The following is a 22,149-nucleotide window of genomic DNA, read 5'->3' on the forward strand; positions in this document are numbered from 1 at the left end:
TGAGACAGGTGGCCAGTAATCAAAACTATCAGTTCACATTAACAATTAAACATACGGACTATATTGTCAGGGATCACCGGGTGCATGGCACCCGGATTATACCCGGTGTCACATTTTTAGATATGATATACCGTATGGCGCTGAGCAAAGGTTTGCCTATTGAAGAACTCGAGTGTCAGAATATTTTGTATTTGGAACCTGTAGCAACATCGGATACCTTTGACAGAGAAATCCGCATCCGTTTTCAGGGATTGGAACAGGGATGGGAAATTCAGGCGAAGAGCAGAAAGGTAAAAGATGACCGCATCCTGGATGAAAGCTGGGATGAGAATATGACCTGCAGGCTCATGCAGAAATTCCCGGAAAGCATGAGTTCAATCAATATTGATGAAATTAAACATGCCTCCGCCCGTGAAGCCGATATGGAGATATGTTATGACTATTTAAAAAAGGTTGATATAGAGCATTTTGAATTTATGAAGAGTCTGGGGAAGGTTTATGCGTCTGACCATTCTGTACTTGCAGAGTTGTCGCTCAGCCAAATTGCCAATCAATATACCGGCTATTTTCAATTGCATCCCACTTTTCTTGATGCGTCTACCATCATATCGATCCTTTATCAGGCATGTCCCGAATATTTTACACAAGGATCTCCGGCAAGCCGGATGAAGACGTATATTCCCATCCATATTGAATCGTTCCGTATGAAAAAGCGCCTGGAAGACAGGTGTTATGTGTACATAGAGAAGCAAGTCCAAAATCATGATTCAGGGGATGTCATCCAAGTAAGTTACGGTTTGTACGATGCATACGGGGAGATGATCGCTTATTTTACGCGGCTGTCTGTGAAACATATTCGCTCAAAAGATTTAATTGAAAACCTAAAGCAGACTCGTTTGGAAACTGAAGCGGCTTCTCAGCCAAAAGACAGCCTGATCAGAAAAGATTCAATCATAAATCGAAGCGAAAGCATTGAGACACACCTTAAAGAATTAATATCCGGGGTTTCAAATATAGATCTGCGTGACATAAGGACAGACATTGGTTTTTATGAACAGGGCCTGGATTCAGCTTCTTTGCTTGCCATTGTCAAAGAACTTGAAAACAAAACAGGGGAACAGCTGTATCCTACACTCCTGTTTGAGCAGAAAACGATCCGGGAACTCGCCGCGTATATTAAAGAAAATCAAAGAATGTCCAGTTATTTCTTAACGCGAAATCAATCAGCTGAAAAGCCCGACATGAAAGAAAGTAAGAACGAAAATCTTTCCGCTCTTATAACAGAAGGAGACATTCAGCAGCTGATCGCAGATATCAAAGGGACTGCCCCTGAAACACTCTCTGTGGTAAAAGGTTTTTATGAACAAGGCCTCGATTCCGTAACACTTATGCAAGCCGTAAAGGCATTGGAAGAGAAAACAGGCAGGGAACTGTACCCTACTTTATTGTTTGAGTATCCGACGATTCAAAAACTTGCAAACTATTTTGCAGAGAGCGGCGAAAAAACTTCCGTTGAAAAAGACCTCCCTCTTCATCATGGAGAGAATCATACGGCTCTGACCTATTTAACGCCGCATTGGAGACAAAAGGCTGCCGCTTGGGACCCGAATTGCGGAAATAAAAAGAAAAGAACATGCCTGCTGTTTCAATATGACAGAGAGCTTTTTCATTTTATGCGGGAAAATGCTGAAAATGGATTCGAAAATACACAGATCATTCTCGTTTTATCAGGGAATCGTTTCTCCTATCACGGAGACGGTGTTTATGAGATAGATCACAGGGAGGAAGCTCACTTTGACAGGCTTGCAGCTGATCTGAAAAAAAGGGGGCAAATGCCCGACAACGTGGTTTACGGGTGGCCGGAAGGGTCATTTGCCGGCCTGGAAAAAATAAGTGAACAGCTTTCTAAGGGGGCTTACCCGCTATTCTTTTTCAGCCGGGCATTGATGCGCAGCAAGACGGAAAAAAAGGTTGTATCGCTTTTCCTTTATCCGGCGGACCATAAATATGATCAGCCGCTTTACGCTTCAGTCCATGGCGCAGGGCAGTCTATTGTGCTTGAGAACCCGAAACTGGCCCTTAAGACAATCGGGATATCAGTTTCAGACAAGTCATCGTTGACGGAACTTACAGCTGAAATCATCAGAGTCGAATCTACGGAAGCTCATCCGGGAGAAACCGATCTTTATTATGAAGGAAATGTGCGCTGGGTCCGTGCCTTACGGGAAGCGGAACCGGCTCCAAACTCAGATTTCTCCTTTAAAGAAAACGGAGTATACATGATTACAGGAGGGGCCGGCGGCTTAGGCCTTATATTTGCTGAACATATCGCAGCCCAAACGAAAGCCAATATTATTTTAGCGGGCCGTTCTGAACTTACGGAAGACAAAAAGAACAAAATCAGCCGAATGAAAGCAGGCGGTTCTTCGGTTCAATATATAAGAGGTGATTTTTCAGATAGCCGTGATGCAGAGCGAATCATAAAAACCATTAAAAGGCAATTCGGAGAAATCAACGGTGTGATACACAGTGCCGGTGTGACGCACGACGCTTTATTGATTCAAAAATCAAAAGATGAAATTCAGGAAGTAATCGCGCCGAAAATAAATGGGACGGTCTTATTGGACAGCTTGCTGCAAACCGAACCTTTGGACTTCTTTGTGATGTTTTCATCAAGCACCTCGATGTACGGGAATATCGGACAGACGGATTACGCATTGGCCAACCGGTTCATCGATCTTTTCGCTGAGTGGCGTGAAGGAATGAGGCGGAAAAAAGAACGCTCCGGCGTCTCAGTAGCCATCGGCTGGCCGCTATGGGAAGACGGCGGCATGAAAGTGGATAAACAAACTGAAAAATGGATGAAACAAAAAATCGGTATGGTTCCTCTTAGTAAAACCAATGGGATCAAAGCTTTTCAAGATTCACTCTCTCTGAACGCATCACAGCTGATCGTGTTTGAAGGTGACAAAGAAAAATTGGAATCTGCACTTCAAGATACCTTCATAGAGGATGAAAACTGCGAGATCCAAATAAATGAGAAAGCTGATACAAGGCATGAGGACATTGCCATTATCGGATTAAGCGGAAAGTATCCGATGGCTGAAGACTTACCTGAATTTTGGGAGAATTTAAAGAGCGGAAAAGATTGTATTACAGAAATCCCGCCTGACCGCTGGAATATGGATGATTTCTTCAGCGAAGACAGAGATATGAAAGGGAAGTCTTACAGCAAGTGGGGAGGTTTTATCAGCGGAGCCGATCAATTTGATCCGCTTTTCTTTCATATTTCCCCAAGGGAAGCAGAACTTATGGATCCCCAGGAAAGGCTCTTTTTAGAAACGGCCAAACATTGTTTTGAAGACTCAGGGTACCCGAGAAACATGCTGGAAAAGATGAAAGTCGGTGTATTTGTCGGTGCAATGTGGGGCCAATATCAACTATTTGAAGGAGAAGAAAATGGAGTGGCTTTCTCGCCGGCGTCCGTCTATTCTTCAATTGCCAATCGGGTGTCTTATTATTTTCATTTAAAAGGTCCGAGTTTGGCTCTGGATACAATGTGCTCTTCATCACTGACCTCTATTCATTACGCATGCCAAAGCATACATTGCGGAGAGAGCGATATGGCATTAGCCGGCGGAGTGAATTTGTCAATACATCCGAATAAATATAAGTTCCTCAGCATGGGACAGTTTCTATCAAGTGACGGCAGATGCCGGAGTTTTGGAAAAGACGGAAGCGGTTATGTTCCCGGTGAGGGAGTCGGGGCCGTATTGTTAAAACCATTGAAAAAAGCAATAGAAGATCAAGATCAAATATACGGTGTGATTAAGGGAAGCGCCGTTAACCATGGAGGAAAGACGAGCGGATATTCCATACCGAATCCGGATGCGCAGGCGGAGGTCATTTCAGAAGCGCTTCGTAAAGCTGACATTGATCCGAATACCGTCAATTATATTGAAGCACATGGAACAGGGACGTCATTAGGCGATCCGATTGAAATTCAAGGACTGAAAGATTCCTATCAATTGAACCATCCTTGCGCCATCGGTTCGGTGAAATCAAATATCGGACATTTAGAATCTGCGGCAGGAATCGCTGCGGTAACGAAAGTGCTTCTCCAAATGAAGAATAAGCAGCTTGTTCCTTCTCTGCATTCCGATATTGTTAATCCGTTTATAGATTTTGATCAGGTTCCTTTTCAAGTGCAGCGGAAAGCGGCTGAATGGAATATTCCGCAAAACAGCAATGCTGTTCATCCTTTGAGAGCCGGGGTAAGCGCTTTTGGGGCAGGAGGAACAAACGCGCATCTTATATTGGAAGCGTATGAGCCGCCAAAAGCTTTTGATCATCAAAGCGGCCGAGTGATCTTTGTTTTATCGGCTCAAGACAAACAACGGCTGATAAAATATGCGGAGGTTATGGCTGATTTTCTATCAGAAAATGAATCGAAGGATAACAATGATAAACTGCGTCTTCAGGATATTGCCTATACACTTCAGACGGGACGCGATCATATGGAAGAACGGCTGGCGATAGTGGCAGATTCCGGGCGGGTCATTGCTGAAGAGCTCTCAGCTTATATCAGGGGTGAAAAAAGCAGCTTGAGCTATACCGGTAATACATTCGAATCAGAAGTTCACAATGAAATGCCTCACGTTTGTTCAGATTACGCCGAAGCAGCATCCAAATGGGTAAATGGAAGAAAGATAGATTGGGAGACTTTTGAGGTGAATCGGAATGCTCGCAGGATTTCTATTCCGGGACAACCGCTGATCAAACAGCGGTATTGGATAGCGGAAAAAGGGGAAGCACTTGTTTCAGCGGATATGAGTAAGCCGGGTCACCCTTTCTTGGGGAGTAACACGTCCGATTTTAATCAGTTCAGTTTCACGAAAAAAATCACCCGTAATCATCCGTTCGCACTAAGTCTGTCTGAAGGAAACGTGTCCTTTTTCCCTTATGCATCTTTGGCTGAAATGGCTATCGTCAATGCAGCGGCGGCATTTGGACAACCAGTTCAAACATTGACTGATTTATTGTGGACCGAAAGCATGAACGGAATAACTGATATACGGGAACTGATAATTACGCTGACGCCTGAGCGCGACTTTGCGCGGTTTGACATATATGCAAACACAAAAGATGAGAATAAAGTACGTCTTGCCAGGGGAAATGCGCATATTGCTAAGCCTGAAAGCGGTATGCTTCCTGAAGCGCTTGATATTGCTGAAGTCAAATCAAAAATGACTGAACATCCGGCTGAAGCGCCTTTTGTCATTGAATCAGCGAAAAACAGTGACGGAATGCTGGCGCTTCATTCATTGCCGGATGAGCTTTATGCAAAAAGAGAGAATTTTACGATCTCTCCTGAAGCGCTTGAGTCCGCGATTCAAGCCAGTGCGTTTTTTGTCAGCGGAGAAACCTTCCCGGAATTGATCGGAATGGGAGCGGCGGATGTCTATCACCCTCTCGCTCAAAATTTTTATGTCTATACTCAAAAAGAGAACCGGCAGAACAGCCGTGATGTAACGTGTCATATGACGTTTACAGATAAAAACGGAAGCATTCTGGCAGAGTGCAGAGATGTGAGATTCAGATATGGTCATGAAAAAGACACTGTTCAGACGGACGACGAACTCATTCGTCTCCTGCGTCAATTGGAAACCAATGATATTGATCAGAAGGCTGTATTGAAACAATTAATGGGGGAAGAATGATGAACGGAAAACGTGAACAACTCAGCGATATTCTTGATCTGATTCAAACAGGACAAATGTCGGCTGACGAAGGCTATGCCCGTGTGACATCCATTCAGAATCAAAAATCACGGGCATCGAACCATCCGCTTTTATATTACAAGCCGGAATGGACAGAATCGTTCATTCCGAGTAAGAAGAGCGTACCCTTGACGGGATTGCTCCTGATTTTTGCAGAAAATGAACGGCAAATACAAGAATTGAGCGGTTTGTTTAAGGACTGTACTCTCTTGTTTGTTATCCGCGGAAAAGAATTTGCTGTTTTACATGATGATACGATTTGTATGAACCACGTGAAAAAAGACGATTATCTAAAGCTGTTCCGATACATTCATGATCATTATCAGCTGCCCGAAAAGATTCTTCACTTGTGGTCTGATTCTCAGGCTGACATGAGTAAGGAAGGTATACAGAAACAATTGGAAAACGGATTGTTTTCTCTTCTGTATATTACACAGGCGCTGATTGAACTAAAATGGAAAAAGATAATAAAGCTGACGCATATTTTTCAAACAGAGAATAAAGAACAACTGCCGCTGCATCATGCTCTCGGCGGATTGGTGAAAACCGTTCACCAGGAACACCCCAATTTTCACTATCAGATTATCAATATTACGCAATCAGAGGGTGCGGGAGCCGCTCTTCCAGCGATAGCGGATATATATCAGAGAGAGTGTGACGAAAAACGGGATATCCATTTTGAAGTGCGCTATGAAAACGGGAGACGTTTTACGAAAAGCTATAATAAAGCCGGCTCATTCGATTTAACCCAGCCGCTGAAACATCATGGGAACTATCTGATTACAGGAGGCCTGGGCGGTCTCGGTTATATTCTGGCAAAACATCTGTCGGAACAATGGAAAGCGAATCTCATATTGACAGGGCGCTCTGATTTAACTGAAGAGCAGGAGAAAAAGATCGAATATTTAAGAAGTTCAGGTTCAACAGTTGAATATATCCGATCTGATGTTTCAAAACAAAGTGATGCTGAACGGATGTTTGCTTTTGCAAAAGAGCAGTTCGGCACCTTACATGGAGTATTTCACAGTGCCGGCGTACTCCGTGACTCTTTTATCTTAAGAAAGACAAAAGAAGAAATTGATCAAGTCACAGGTTCGAAAGTTTATGGCACGCTGTGGCTGGCGGAAGAAATCAAAAAAATGAAAGTTGAATTACTTGTCTTGTTTTCATCCACATCGGCAGTCTTCGGCTCAGCCGGCCAATGTGACTATGCTTTCGCCAATGCCTGTTTGGATCAGTATGCAGCAGTTATGACCGCAAAAGAGTCTGCCGGAAGGGTAGTGTCAGTCAATTGGCCGCTATGGACTTCCGGCGGGATGAATATTGACGATGAAGGAATATCCTACATGAAACAGGAACTCGGTCTTGACCCGTTAGATGACGGTGACGGAATACAGGCTCTGGAGAACAGCTTGTGTCAATCATCTGAACAGCTGATTGCCCTGAAAGGCCGTAAAGAAAAGATTGAGGATGTGCTGAAGCGTGCCGGCACAATCAGCTTACATTCAGACCAGCAGGAAGATGCCGATTTGCAAAACGATGAATTAAGACAAAATATCATCAGTTATCTGAAAAATATAATGTCAGAGGAATTGAAATTACCGGCCTCACTCATAGATGAAAAACAATATCTGGAGAAATACGGCATTGATTCAGTGATGATCATGCGTCTGACCAAAAAGCTGGAGCAAAGTATCGGCAGATTGTCGAAAACATTATTTTTTGAATATCATTCAATATCGCAGTTAGCTGAATATTTCCTGAGTCATCACAGCGAACGAATGATGAAACTGCTGAAACCGGCCGGAACATCTGAACTTGTCTCATATCAAAAAAAGCCAAAAAGAAAACCAGTGGAAACAAAAGCGCCGGTACGCTCTGAAGGAGAAGATTCAAAAGAGCACATGGCGGCCGATCCCCTTTCTGCTGATATAGCCATTATCGGTGTCAGCGGCAGGTATCCGGGTGCGGAAAACATCAGGGAGTTCCAGAATGTGCTGATGAATGGACGGGATTGCGTAAGCGAAATTCCTGATGACCGGAAAGAAATGCTGGAGGGAAGCTGCTATAAGTGGGGAGGTTTTCTGAAAAATCCAGACCGGTTTGATCCTTTATTTTTCCGGATATCACCGAAAGAAGCGGCTTTTCTTGATCCTCAGGAACGTCTCTTTTTAGAGACAGTGTACAATACCATAGAGGATGCGGGTTATAAACCTTCAGATCTGACCCGCAAAAAGGTCGGAGTATTTGCAGGCGTCACATATGGAAGCTATCAATTTTTCGGCGTTGAAGAATCACTTAAAGGAAATGAACTGGCCGTCGGGTCTCCATTTTCTGCAATAGCAAACAGAATATCATATTTCTTTAACTTTAAGGGGCCGAGTATGGCGGTTGATACAATGTGTTCATCCTCTCTTAACGCCATTCACTTAGCCTGTGAAAGTATACGAAGAGGAGAAAGCACACTTGCTGTTGCCGGCGGGGTCAATCTTACGCTTCATCCGAATAAATATACATTATTAAATCAAAGCCGCTTCTTTGCAAGTGATGGCCGATGCCGGACATTCGGCGAGGGCGGTGACGGTTATGTACCGGGAGAAGGAGTGGGATCCGTACTTTTAAAGCCGGCGGCGGAAGCGGTAAGGGACGGAGATCATATTTATGCGCTGATTAAAGCGACAGCGGTCAATCACGGAGGGAGAACAAACGGTTTTACGGTTCCTAATCCAAATGGTCAGTCTGAACTGATACAGGACGCGCTTCAGAAAGCTTGTATTGATCCTCGTACAATTAGTTATATTGAAGCTCACGGAACGGGAACTTCTCTTGGAGACCCGATTGAGATCACCGGGTTAACAAAAGCGTTTCGGGAATTTACGGAGCACACTCAATATTGTTCCATCGGTTCTGTCAAATCAAATATCGGCCATCTTGAGGCCGCAGCGGGAATTGCCGGTTTGACAAAGGTTCTTTTGCAAATGAAACTGAAAAAACTGTTTCCTTCCATACATGCGGAGACGTTGAATCCAAATATTGATTTTAAAGCCTCTCCCTTTTATGTACAGCGGTCATTGCAAGATTGGAAGAAACCGAAACTGCAGGAAAACGGAAAAACAGTAACTGTTCCGAGAAGAGCGGGGATCAGCTCATTCGGAGCGGGAGGAACGAATGTTCATATCATTATAGAAGAATATGAAGAAACAAACGTCTCAACAGAACATGTTGAGAACGAACCGCATATTGTCCTGTTATCTGCCAAAGACAATGAACGTCTTCTTGAGTATGCCGAAAACATGAGAGATTTTATCCAGCGTTCACTAAGTCCTGAAGTAAAGGATAAGCAGCCTGATATGAGAGAAAAGGTGTATGAAGTACTCAAACCGTTTGTTTCGGAATTGCTTCATATCCATCCGGAAGAAATTAATATTGCTGATCACCTGAGTGAATTTGGCGTAGGGCCTTTGGAATTAAGTCGGATGGCGGATTTTATTAACGAAATGTTTCATATTGAACTCACGATGTATGAATTAACTGTTTGCCCCTCCATTCAAGCGGTTACTGAATACGTATTGAAGGAATATGCCGGAGCGATAAGAAACCTGTTCCCGAATGAAGTGATGGAAGGCAGCCAATCGGAAAGCGTCGTTTTACGGGATCTGGCATACACTACACAATCGGGCAGAGAAGCGATGGAGGCCAGAGCGGCGATTACCGGTACCTCTCTTAAAGAAATCAAAGATAAATTATTTGAGTTTTGCCGCGGTGACAAGCAAGTTCCAGGCGTATATGTTCATCAGCAATCAGCAGATGCATTTGCTGAAAAAATGAAGGCGTTAACGGAAGGCACAGCAGGTGAATTGTTTGTAAAGACCATTATTGAGAACGGTGAAGCGGAAAAGCTGGCTCAATTATGGGTTTGGGGGGCGGATATCGACTGGAAATCCGTTCATCAACATTTACAGCAGCCGGGTAAACGGATCTCAATTCCGACTTATCCGTTTGCAAAAGAACGTTATTGGGTTCCGTCCAGGACTGAGAAGACAGAGATCCCTCAGCATTCTTTTCAACATCACTTGCAAAAAAAATGGAGGGAGAATCCGTTTGTAAATTCATCCGAAACAAAAGAGTACGGACTGACAGTAGCATTTGTAAATCAAGACACAGAATCAATTGCCCGCACCATTTGTTCGGATATAGATCAGGAGAATCTGATTGTCATCAAACATCACTCTTCATTTATAAAACACTCTGATCAAATGTTTGAGTGTTCTTTATTAGATGAAAACCACGCATACGACGTTATCCGTGAGATCTTCTCGGGCGGTGAGCGGCTGGTCGAAAATATATTTGATTTCTCAGATATCGGAAACCAGAGTGACAATCAGAACGGCATCCCATATTGTAAATTCTTATTTATACAAGAAATAATTAAGCGGAGTAAAAAGGAAACACCATTATCCATTTTACAAATCACCAATGGCTTGCAGGTATTTAAAGCGGAAAAACCAAAGCTGACGGGGGCAGAATCAGCGGCTTTTCTGAAAGCCCTTTCTGCGGAATACGGCTTTGTTCATGTGAAAACAATAGATATAGACAGCATGAAAGAAACGCATGAGCTGAAACAAATCTTTGAGAATGAAAGGGCGCAATGTACCGGAGAGAATGAAGTATGCTACCGCAGCGGCGTCAGATATGTTCCGTATTTTGAAGAAGAAAGAATCCATACCGGCGGGCCTGTTTCATTTCCTGCGGATAAAGCCATCGTGATTACCGGCGGGACAGGGGGCATTGGCAGAGCAATAGCTGAAGATTTGGTGAAACGGGGAGTGAAAAAACTCGTGCTGACGGGTACGCGTCCATTACCTTTGCGAAGTGAATGGGATCATTTGCTGAAAGAGGGCAGACAGGACGAAAAGACAGTCAGCAATATAAAACTGTTTCAAAGTTTTGAAGAGAAAGGTGTCAACTATCTGTATTACAGCGGTTCTCTCACAAATGAAGAGAAGCTGCGTTCATTCTTTCACCAAGTAAGCCTTGAATTTAAAGATATAAGCGGTGTCATACACTGTGCCGGACTGCACAGCGGCGGAAATCCGGCCTTTATTCATAAAAGAATGAGTGAATTTAAGACGGTGTACGGGCCGAAAGTCACTGGACTTCAGAATTTGGAGCGGATTTTTAATAATAGGCCGCTGGATTTCTTTATTCTATTTTCATCAATTGCAGCACAGTCACCCAAACTGTCGAAAGGAATGACTGATTACGCGTCTGCAAACGCATATATGGACTATTTCGCGGCTTATCATTTTCAAAAGGGGAGAACGTATTTCACGTCCATCAATTGGCCGAGCTGGAAAGAAGTCGGAATGGGTACTGTGACGAGTCCTTTATATGATGAATTGGGATTGGACTCTCTTTCCACACGGGAAGGACTGGCGATTTTGTATCATGCACTGGAGAGAAAATCGGCCAATATCATTCCTATCGTGAAAAAAGGAACAGTGTTTCATGCAGACAGTCTCCTGAACATCAATAAAACCGGCGGAGCTTCGGTTCCAGTCCGAAGACAGGAGACTCCCGACACTTTTGATCATTCAGAAGGGCTTGTCAGTGAACTTTCTGCCGTATTTGCCGAGGAATTGAGCATTCCCCTTGAAAAGCTTAACCCAAATACGGATTTTCAGGAATACGGTGTGGATTCTATACTACTTGTCAGCATTATACATCGAATAGAAGCAATGATTCAGAAAAAAATTGACCCTACTGTGCTTCTTGAACACAACACGATTCATGGTCTTGCGGAATATATCGGTAAGACGGCGCCGCCGTTGAAGAAACAAATCGAACAGACTGATTCTCAAAGCAGCAATCAGCAAGATATGCAATCTGTGACGAGCCGAAATACAGAACCGCAGACGGCTTCCTCTGCAAAGATAGCTGTTATCGGAATCGGATGTAAGTTCCCTGGAGCGGCTGATAAAGAGGAATTTTGGGACAATCTGAGAAAAGGGAAGAATCATATTAAAGAAGTACCTGATTCCCGGTGGAATATAGAAGAAAATTACTCTCCGGTGCAGCAAAAGGGAAAAAGCATCAGCAAATGGGGAGGATTTATCAATGGAATCGGCAGCTTCGATCCGGAGTATTTCCGCATGGAAGAGGAGAAAGCCATCCAAACGGACCCGCTGATAAGACATTTCTTAGAAACGAGTGTACAGACTGTACGGGATGCCGGTTATGAAGAAACAGAATTATCGGGAAAAAAAGTCGGCGTATTTGTCGGTTCCAGAATGGGCGGTTACGGTCACAAACTGCCGAAAGAAAGCAGCAGCCACATCGTCGGGCTTAGTCAAAACTTTATTGCTTCACATGTGTCGCATTTCTTTAATTTTCACGGTCCAAGCATGGTTTCTGATACCGCTTGTTCTTCTTCATTAGTCAGCATTCATTTAGCCTGCCAAAGCATAAAAAACGGTGATTCAGAGATGGCGCTGGCAGGAGGGGCGGATCTGCTTTTGGATGAAATTCCTTACCTGATGTTAACAGAAGGAGGAGCTCTTTCGCCGGACGGTCAGTGTTTTACTTTTGATGAAAGGGCAAACGGCTTTGTACCCGGAGAGGGTTTTGGCGCTGTTCTGTTAAAACCGCTGGAGAAAGCGAAAGCTGACGGAGATCGGATATACGGTATCATTGAAGCATCAGCTATTAATAACGACGGTGCGACAATGGGAATTACGACTCCGAATCCTAAGCTTCAAGAGCAGGTTATTCAAGATGCATTTGAAAAAGCCGATATCACTCCCGGATCAGTCAGCTACGTCGAAACTCACGGCACAGGCACGATGATTGGAGATCCGATTGAGCTTCAGGCTCTGACAAAAGTATTCCGAAGAGACACAAACAAAACGCAATTTTGCGGAGTAGGAAGTGTGAAAACCAATATCGGACACTTATTAAGCGCTGCCGGAGCGGCAAGTTTCATTAAAGTGATTTTATCAATATGGCATAAGGAAATTCCGCCTACATTGAATTGTGAAACGCCAAATCCGCGCTTTGAATTTGAAAAGTCGCCTTTTTATCCGAATACAGAGCTGAGAAGCTGGAAGGATGGAAAACGGAGGGCGGGCATCAGCGCTTTCGGTTTTGGCGGAACAAACGCCCACCTTTTGGTAAGCGGCCTGGATGATTCATATCATTCCGTCAGAACTCCGCTGCCGCCTGCTGAGTTTGTCAGAAAAGAGTACTGGCCGGATTCAAATCGGAAAAAACAAATCAAACAGAATAAAAAACGGCTTCTTGAAATTATTGATGAAACAGAGTAGCACCTGCTCTGTTTCTTTACTTTGTAAAAGAAGAAAGGTTGTCGAGTTGCATGAGGTTCAGCGTATTAGTCAAACATGACGATTATATTGTTTCAGACCATGTCCTTCATCAAGTGCGTACGATACCCGGCGTAACGTATCTGGATTTAATAACACGATTTTTAGCTGAGAAAGGGATATCACCCCGAAGTTTTGAAATCAAACATGTTTTATTCCGTGAACCTGTTGCGACGTCAGTCCATTTTGATAAAAAAGTCACCTTCCAGTTTACGGAACAAGAAAACGGCTGGCTTGTTGAAACAACAAGCAGGAAATGGGTCGCTGAAAAGGCGGAAGGTGAAGCGTCAGTCAACTTGCAGGCGGAAATCATAAGAAAAAATGCGATAAACGAAAAGACAATTTCAATCGAAGAATTAAAGAAAGGGGCCGTCCGGACTTCGGATGCTGAATCCGCCTATCGTAATTTGCGCAGAGGCGGCCTGATTCATAAAGATTTTATGAAATTGGAAGGTAAGGTATATGAAGGTGAAAATTATATTCTGGGAGAGGTCAGTTTAAGCGGACTTTCAAAAGAATATACAGATGACTTTTACATGCATCCCGCATTTTTGGATGGGTCTCTCAGCTTGTTGGGAATCCTTACATCAGACTTGCCGGATGAAGGAACAAATGCGTTTATCCCTATATATATTGAGACATTCCGGGCACTGCATAAAACAACTGGGTCTTGTTTTGTGTATATTAATAAAACCAGTATAACGCAGCCGCCTTCTAAAGACATTTTATATGCGGACATAGAAGTATACAGGCCTGATGGAGAGCTTGCTTTTTATTATGAGAGATTCGGTGTGAAAAGAGTCAGAAATGAAAAATCAATACAAAGGCTGGAGCATTCCCAAAAAGCTAAAGAGGTCGGCAGCGCAACGAACAATAAAGAAATGATCAGAAATAATTTGATCCAAGAGATAGCCGGCATGATTGAAAAACCTGCTGAAACAGTGAAGAATGATATTTCCTTTTACGAGATGGGCTTGGATTCTAAACAATTATTAGACTTATCCAAAAAATTAGAACTGATGTTAGGTTCAAAGCTGTACCCGACTTTATTATTTGATTACTCCACAATCGGTGAATTGACGGAATATCTGCAGGAGAAATACGGAGCCGACATTACAGACTCTATCTCTGATACAGTTCAGCACCAAGACAGTCATAAAACATTAACAGATGAGCTGTCATCCATTATTGGAGAGGCTACAAACACACCGCCAAATAAAGCGGACAAACACCAATCTTTTTACGAACTGGGTCTTGACTCAAAACAGCTGCTGCATATATCGAAAATGCTCGAGGAAAGATTGGATACACAATTGTATCCGACATTGCTTTTTGATTATAACAATATTCATGATTTAGCGGCTTATTTAGAAGAAAAATATGATGTGCGTAATACGCCGGCCGCAGCTTTTAAAGAAAAAACGCAAACGAAAGAGCCGTCTGAAAAGCCGGTGCTTGATTCCTTGTATTTACAAAAAGAATGGATAGAATCTCCATTAAAGTCCGGAGAAGTACCTAAGGAAAATACATTGATTTTCGATTTCGGCAGTTCATTGAGTGATGAAATCCGAAAGTACATCGGCAGTGAAAATGTTATTTATGCGGAAGCCGCCGCTGAATATGAAATGGTAAATGAAAAGCATTATAAATTTAATCCGGAGCAGTCTGCTCATTACACCAGACTGTTAGAAGATCTTAAAAAGTCCGGAACGTTTCCGGCGTCAATCATTCATTACCTGTCAAAAAAAGCTTATACTGAGGCAGCGTTAGATCTGACTCACAGCTTTTATTCAATCCTTTATTTAAGCAAAGCATTGATCCGTCAAAAAACAAAAGAAAACATCAACATTTTGTACGTACATGACAAGGGTCAATATACAAATCCGGTTTACGCCGCGATTGGAGGCTTTTTTAAAACGCTGAATGCGGAGCAGCCGAATATAAAGTGTAAAACGGTTGAGATTTCTTCAAGACAAACCATTGAAAAAGCACCTTTGCTTCTCAATGAATTAAGTGCCGGACATCATCAGGCTGTGAAATATGACAGCGATCAAAAAAGGCGGGTGACAGCATATAAAGACACTTCGCCGCAAACAGGACAAAAGGCCGCAAAGTTTGCAAAAAACGGGGTGTATCTCATCATCGGAGGATTAAGCGGCATCGGCTGGATTATTTCAGCGTTTCTTTATGCAAATCACGGAGCCAGCGTTATCATTGCCGGGCGATCGAAAATGACAGCAGACATGGAAGAAAAATTAGACAGCATCCGATATGACGGGGCAAGCATTTCTTATATCCAGGCTGACATGTCAGATAAGCAGCAGGTCATCAAGTTAGCGGAAAAAATTCATGCTGATTATTCCGAAATCAACGGGGTCATTTACAGTGCAGGCGTGTTAAAAGACTCACTCATTATGAATAAAACAGACGCGGAAGCTCAAGCGGTGCTGCAATCAAAGGTCAATGGTGTGATTCATTTGGATGAAGCGCTCAGAAATATGCCTTTAGACTTTTTTGTTTTGTTTTCTTCCATCTCCTCAGAAATCGGAAGTCTGGGTCAAGCCGATTACGCCTATGCCAATCGTTTTCTGGAGCATTTTGCCGAGTGGAGGGAATGTATGAGAAAGGCGGGGGGAAGATCAGGAAAAACCATCGCTGTAAATTGGCCTTTCTGGAAAGACGGAGGCATGTCAGTTGATCCCGGCATTCAAGACATTATGAAAACGGAGTACGGACTTCACCCATTAGAAAATACTGCCGGAATCAAAGCTTTTGAACACTCGCTTCTCGGCCGAGGCCACCAGCTGATCGTGTTATACGGAGAAAAAGAAAAAATACAAAACGCTTTCAAGCCGTTATCCGCCCGTTCAGCACCGCCTCTGGTAAGAGATTCAGCGATTGCAGCCGATTTTGATGCTTCGTCAGTCGTTACGGAAGAAGCCGAGAGTCCTTTCCGAATACTCGGCACGGCTTCCAATCGTCATCTCGACGATTATTTGCATTATTGGAGCAGACTGAAGAAAGGAGCCCTTCAGCACAATCAAAGCGATGCCGCAAAAAAACTCATCGCTTTTTACCAGACAGAAGAAACGGAAACCGTTCATTTTCTGGCAAACACAGAAAATGCCCGGCATATGGAAATATTGATGAGCGGTAAGGGTGAAACAATTTTACTGATTTGCGGTTTTGCTACCACTGCTTACATGTGGAAAGAACAAATGAAGGAGTGGGCAGATCAATTTAATGTAATTGTCATACACACACCGGGTTACGGGCTGAGTGAGGGGAGCGCCGATTTTACACTGAGCGGGCTGGCTCAGACTTTTATCGAAGTGCTGAACGAGATAGGGGTTGCTTGGCCGATCCACATTGCGGCAGCTTCTTGGGGAGGCATGATAGGGCAGAGGATAGCCTATGAATACCCTGAAAAAGTAAAAACGCTCATTCTTTCCGGAAGTTACACCGCATACGAAGAAGACCCTGAAAGCAGTGTCGAGGAAAAACTGAAAAATGATTTTATAGCTATAGGAAAGTCGCATGAATATGAAAGTTTATACAGTAATCAATTCTTAAATGCTTCTATTGAACGTTTTATGAAGATACATCAACAAGAAGGCTATTCTACGATCGGCTTTTTAAAAGACATTTATACAAGAACGCTTATCCTTACGGGTGAGAAGGAAAGCGTAGTTGATCAGAAAGAAACAAAAAGGCTGCAGAAACTGCTGAGCAATGCAGAATTAAAGAAAATTAAGGGAGCGGGGCATCTTCCGAACATCACACATCCGGAAGAATTTAATAAAGCGGTGTCAGAATTCATCAAGAAATCAGTAAGTAAGGGATGAAAACGATACATACAGTACAGGGGGAGAAAACAATGAAACAAACATTAAGCAATCCGGCATTTGATATGAAACAAATTAACGCTCTTAACGGCCATTATCAGACGATGATAGACAATGGAGATCTGCAATGTGCGAGTTATATGATGTCAAGAGGAGGTGAGGTTTTTGCAGCTGAGTCGTTAGGGGAATTTACCGGCGGCCAAAAAGAAAAGCAAACATTTCAGCTTGATACAATCAGAGAAATCGGTTCTTTGACAAAAGTGTTTACCGCTGTAGCCGTCATGCAGCTCGTCGAAAAAGGTTTGCTCGATCTGAAAATGCCGGTCAAGCTCATTTTGCCAGCGTTTGATAAACCGGGTTTCGGAGAAATTAAAATTTTGCACCTTTTGACTCATACGGCGGGATTAAGTTTTGAGCTGGATATTCAAAAGGCTGAAGGCATTGACTTAACGAATGAGGAAGAATGGATAAACTATCTGGTCAGTACGCCTTTGGAGTACGGAGTGGATGAAGCATGGAACTATTCCAGAACCGGCTTTGTTATACTTGGCATCATTATTTCAAAAGTAACAGGCGTATCCTACGAACAGTATGTAACAAAGCATATTATTGAAGCGCTCGGATTAGAAAGAACGTATTTTTATGTGCCTGATGCTTTAAAAGAAGAAGTTTGTGTGATCAATGAGCACGAGTGCGTACAGCTGGAAAAAAGTCATCACCCGTATTTTCCGAATAAAGCGACAAGCGGTCTGTACTCTTCGTTGCGAGATATTTGGAAGTTAGCTGAAATGTTTAGAAATAAAGGCAGATTGAAAGATAAGAAGCTGCTTGGAAGAAAAACAGTCGAGGCGATGCTGAGAAATCAAATAAAGCCCGGTCTTCCTTTTTACTTCTTCGGAGCGCCCAGAGAGGAAGGCGGCTTTGGTTTAGGCATTAATTTGTGGCCGGCCGGTGACCATTATTTCATGACAGAAGGCACCTTCTCACATCTTGGAATGGGGTGGTGCGGCATGTTTTCTGATCCAGCCGAAGATTTTACGTATGTATTTTTCACTCCGATTTCCGAGTTTCATCCTCATGCCGTGCTGACGCCGCTGAATATCGTGTGGGCGGGTATTGAATAATTAGACAAAAGCATCGTCCCGTCTGTTCGGCAGGCGGGACGATTGCTAACTGCCCGTTTTTATCCCGCGGCATCTTTTCAAAGCCTGACCCGAAGTTAAATAACTTAATTTACTCTTTGTAATTTTTTTTAATTATAGTACAGTAGAGCATTTTTATAATACAGTTTAAAGTCTTTTATAGTACAGTTTGGCGCAATATGATCTTATGTTTTATAAGCGGTTTCAAAATGACGTTATAAATAATTGACGGCTTTGTTTAATTACTGTAAACTATGGTTGTTGATCATATTGTACTAATAAAAAATCTTTTTTTATTAGTACAGTTTAAACGTCATTATCTTTGCTTAAGCGCTATGTGAATTTCTGAATGATTAATTTTAGAATTGCAGAGCATGATAAGACTGTTTTTAATACGGATGGCTAAACGGTATCCTAACCCTGTTAAATCAAAAGAAGAGGTGGTTTAAAAAATGGCTGCAAAGACAAAAACTTCAATTGTTGATAGCAAAAAACAATTTGATGCTATTCATAAGCAGTTTGAAACGTTCCAAATTTTAAATGCTGAAGGAGAAGTCGTAAATAAAGACGCAATGCCTGATCTTTCAGATGATCAGTTAAAGGAATTAATGAGAAGAATGGTGTATATCCGCATTTTAGACCAGCGTTCAATTTCTCTTTCCCGTCAAGGACGTTTAGGTTTCTATGCACCGACAGCGGGCCAGGAAGCTTCTCAAATTGCATCACACTTCGCGCTTGAACAGGACGACTTTATCCTTCCGGGTTATCGTGACGTTCCTCAGCTGATTTGGCACGGTCTTCCTTTACATCAGGCATTCCTGTTCTCACGAGGCCATTTTAAAGGTAATCAGATGCCTGAGGGAGTAAATGCTTTATCACCTCAAATTATTATAGGTGCTCAAATTATCCAAACCGCAGGTGTAGCTTTAGGTCTTAAAAAGCGCGGTAAAAAAGCGGTAGCTATTACTTACACTGGTGACGGCGGAGCTTCTCAAGGTGACTTCTATGAAGGAATGAACTTTGCCGGAGCATTTAAAGCGCCAGCGATCTTCGTTGTTCAGAATAACCGCTATGCGATTTCAACTCCTGTAGAAAAGCAATCATCCGCACAGACAATTGCCCAAAAAGCAGTTGCCGTCGGTATTACAGGTGTTCAAGTAGACGGAATGGATGCACTTGCCGTTTACGCTGCAACCGCAGAAGCACGCCAGCGCGCAATTAACGGTGAAGGTCCGACTCTGATTGAAACTCTTACATTCCGTTACGGACCTCATACAATGTCCGGTGACGATCCGACTAAATATCGTACGAAAGAAATAGAAAATGAATGGGAGCAAAAAGACCCGCTCGTACGTTTCCGCAAGTTCTTGGAAAACAAAGGACTATGGTCTGAAGAAGAAGAGAACAAAGTGATTGAACAGGCCAAAGAAGAAATCAAACAAGCTATCAAAAAGGCTGACGGCGAATCAAAACCGAAAGTAACAGAGCTGATTGAGAATATGTTTGAAGAGCCGACGTTCAACTTGAAAGAACAACTTGAAATTTACAAAGCGAAGGAGTCGAAGTAAGCCATGGCGCAAATGACAATGATTCAAGCGATCACTGATGCGTTACGCACAGAACTGAAAAACAATGAAAACGTTCTGCTTTTCGGGGAAGATGTAGGCGTTGCCGGAGGCGTATTCCGTGCAACTGAAGGCCTTCAAAAAGAATTCGGTGAGGACCGCGTATTTGACACGCCGCTTGCTGAATCCGGTATCGGCGGTCTCGCTCTCGGTTTAGGCCTGCAAGATTACCGTCCTGTTATGGAAATCCAATTCTTCGGATTCGTATATGAAGTAATGGATTCAATCTCAGGACAAATGGCTCGTCTCCGCTACCGTTCCGGCGGACGCTGGACTTCTCCGGTGACAATCCGTTCTCCATTCGGCGGAGGGGTTCATACACCTGAACTTCACGCTGACAGTTTGGAAGGCCTTATCGCTCAGCAGCCGGGTATTAAAGTTGTTATCCCATCCACTCCTTACGATGCAAAAGGACTGCTGATTGCCTCTATCAGAGACAATGATCCGGTTGTTTTCTTAGAGCATATGAAACTTTACCGTTCTTTCCGTCAGGAAGTTCCTGAGGAGGAATACACAATTGAGCTAGGCAAAGCTGATGTGAAACGCGAAGGTACTGACCTTTCTATCATCACATACGGCGCGATGGTTCATGAGTCGCTTAAGGCTGCTGAAGAGCTTGAAAAAGAAGGCGTTTCTGCTGAAGTTATCGACCTTCGCACTGTAAGTCCGCTTGATATTGATACGATTATTGCTTCTGTTGAAAAAACAGGCCGCGCAATTGTCGTGCAAGAAGCTCAAAAACAAGCCGGCATCGCTGCCAACGTTGTAGCTGAAATCAATGACCGCGCGATTCTGAGCCTGGAAGCTCCGGTTCTGCGTGTTGCGGCGCCTGATACAGTATTTCCTTTCTCGCTTGCTGAGAGCGTATGGCTTCCAAACCATAAAGACGTTCTTGAAACTGCGAAAAAAGTTCTTGAATTTTAATCAGGCATCATAAAAGACGGTAAAGAGAGTCCTTTTCTCTTATATGAAGGAGTCTGTTTACTAGGTTCAATGCTTGCGAATGCATAACTAAAATTTGCTTAATCAACTAGGAGGTCGAAAACTGTGGCATTTGAATTTAAACTTCCGGATATCGGGGAAGGTATCCACGAAGGCGAAATCGTAAAATGGTTTGTTAAGCCGAACGACGAGGTAGAAGAAGACGATGTTCTGGCTGAAGTGCAAAATGATAAAGCAGTGGTAGAAATTCCTTCACCTGTTAAAGGAAAAGTATTAGAATTAAAAGTTGAAGAGGGAACAGTTGCAACTGTTGGACAAACGATTATTACGTTTGACGCACCTGGTTACGAAGATCTTCAATTTAAAGGAAGCCATGATTCAGGAGATGCGAAAACTGAAGCTCAAGTTCAGTCGTCTGCTGAAGCAGGGCAGGATATCTCTAAAGAAGAGACTCCTAAAGAGCCTGCAAAAGAAACCGGTGCAGGACAGCAGGACCAAGTGGAAGCTGATCCGAACAAACGCGTGATCGCCATGCCTTCCGTACGCAAATATGCCCGTGAAAAAGGCGTGGATATCCGTAAAGTAACAGGTTCAGGCAATAACGGACGTGTTGTAAAAGAAGATATCGACAGCTTTGCAAATGGAGGAGCGGCTCAAGAAGCGGCACCGCAAGAAACAGCTGCACCTCAGGAAACAGCTAAACCTGCAGCGGCTCAGGCTCCTGAAGGCGAATTCCCTGAAACACGCGAAAAAATGAGCGGTATCCGTAAAGCGATCGCGAAAGCAATGGTGAACTCTAAGCATACTGCACCGCACGTAACTCTTATGGATGAAGTTGACGTAACAAATCTTGTTGCTCACCGCAAACAGTTCAAACAAGTTGCTGCTGATCAAGGCATCAAGCTGACTTATCTGCCTTACGTCGTCAAAGCATTAACATCCGCTTTGAAAAAATTCCCTGTTTTAAACACATCTATTGATGATAAAACAGATGAAGTGATCCAAAAACATTACTTCAACATCGGAATTGCAGCGGATACCGAAAAAGGCCTGCTTGTGCCGGTAGTGAAAAATGCCGACCGTAAAGCCGTTTTCGAAATCTCTGATGAAATCAACAGCCTTGCTACAAAAGCGCGTGAAGGCAAGCTTGCACCTGCGGAAATGAAAGGCGCTTCTTGCACGATCACAAATATCGGTTCTGCCGGAGGCCAATGGTTCACACCGGTTATCAACCATCCAGAGGTTGCGATTCTCGGTATCGGCCGTATTGCTGAAAAAGCGATCGTCCGTGACGGTGAAATTGTAGCTGCTCCTGTCTTAGCTCTTTCTCTCAGCTTTGACCACCGTATGATTGACGGAGCAACTGCACAAAATGCGTTAAACCACATCAAGCGTTTACTGAACGATCCACAACTTATTTTAATGGAGGCGTAATG

General features: G+C 43.3%; 7 protein-coding genes. All 7 read left to right on the forward strand.

Going from position 1 to position 22,149, the window contains the following annotated elements; genetic code table 11:
• Positions 1–8 precede the first annotated feature (8 nt).
• Positions 9–5,720 carry an SDR family NAD(P)-dependent oxidoreductase gene (locus NYE28_RS07420; RefSeq protein ID WP_038463839.1) on the forward strand — a complete coding sequence of 1,904 codons (5,712 nt, stop codon included), beginning with the start codon at positions 9–11 and terminating at the stop codon, positions 5,718–5,720.
• A complete protein-coding gene (locus NYE28_RS07425; RefSeq protein WP_160223029.1) occupies positions 5,720–13,102 on the forward strand; it encodes an SDR family NAD(P)-dependent oxidoreductase in 7,383 nt (2,460 codons plus the stop codon). Before NYE28_RS07420 ends, NYE28_RS07425 begins: the two co-directional genes overlap by 1 nt.
• A 50-nt stretch (positions 13,103–13,152) precedes the next feature.
• Positions 13,153–17,004: an alpha/beta fold hydrolase gene (locus tag NYE28_RS07430; protein ID WP_160223030.1), complete on the forward strand. Its 3,852-nt coding sequence runs from the start codon at positions 13,153–13,155 to the stop codon at positions 17,002–17,004.
• A 32-nt stretch (positions 17,005–17,036) separates the two neighbouring features.
• Positions 17,037–18,128 carry a serine hydrolase domain-containing protein gene (locus NYE28_RS07435; RefSeq protein ID WP_007409662.1) on the forward strand — a complete coding sequence of 364 codons (1,092 nt, stop codon included), beginning with the start codon at positions 17,037–17,039 and terminating at the stop codon, positions 18,126–18,128.
• Positions 18,129–18,598: 470 nt separating this feature from the next.
• Positions 18,599–19,714 carry a pyruvate dehydrogenase (acetyl-transferring) E1 component subunit alpha gene (gene pdhA / locus NYE28_RS07440; RefSeq protein WP_007611171.1) on the forward strand — a complete coding sequence of 372 codons (1,116 nt, stop codon included), beginning with the start codon at positions 18,599–18,601 and terminating at the stop codon, positions 19,712–19,714.
• A 3-nt stretch (positions 19,715–19,717) separates the two neighbouring features.
• Complete coding sequence (pdhB, locus tag NYE28_RS07445) at positions 19,718–20,695, forward strand: pyruvate dehydrogenase complex E1 component subunit beta (RefSeq protein ID WP_003154528.1); 978 nt, start codon at positions 19,718–19,720, stop codon at positions 20,693–20,695.
• A 123-nt stretch (positions 20,696–20,818) separates the two neighbouring features.
• The gene (gene pdhC / locus NYE28_RS07450; protein WP_012117474.1) at positions 20,819–22,147 is read left to right on the forward strand and encodes a pyruvate dehydrogenase complex dihydrolipoyllysine-residue acetyltransferase; all 1,329 of its coding nucleotides are present in this window, start codon (positions 20,819–20,821) and stop codon (positions 22,145–22,147) included.
• Positions 22,148–22,149 lie beyond the last annotated feature (2 nt).

This window comes from Bacillus sp. FSL R5-0443, assembly GCF_038608285.1.
Taxonomy (GTDB): Bacteria; Bacillota; Bacilli; order Bacillales; family Bacillaceae; genus Bacillus; species Bacillus velezensis.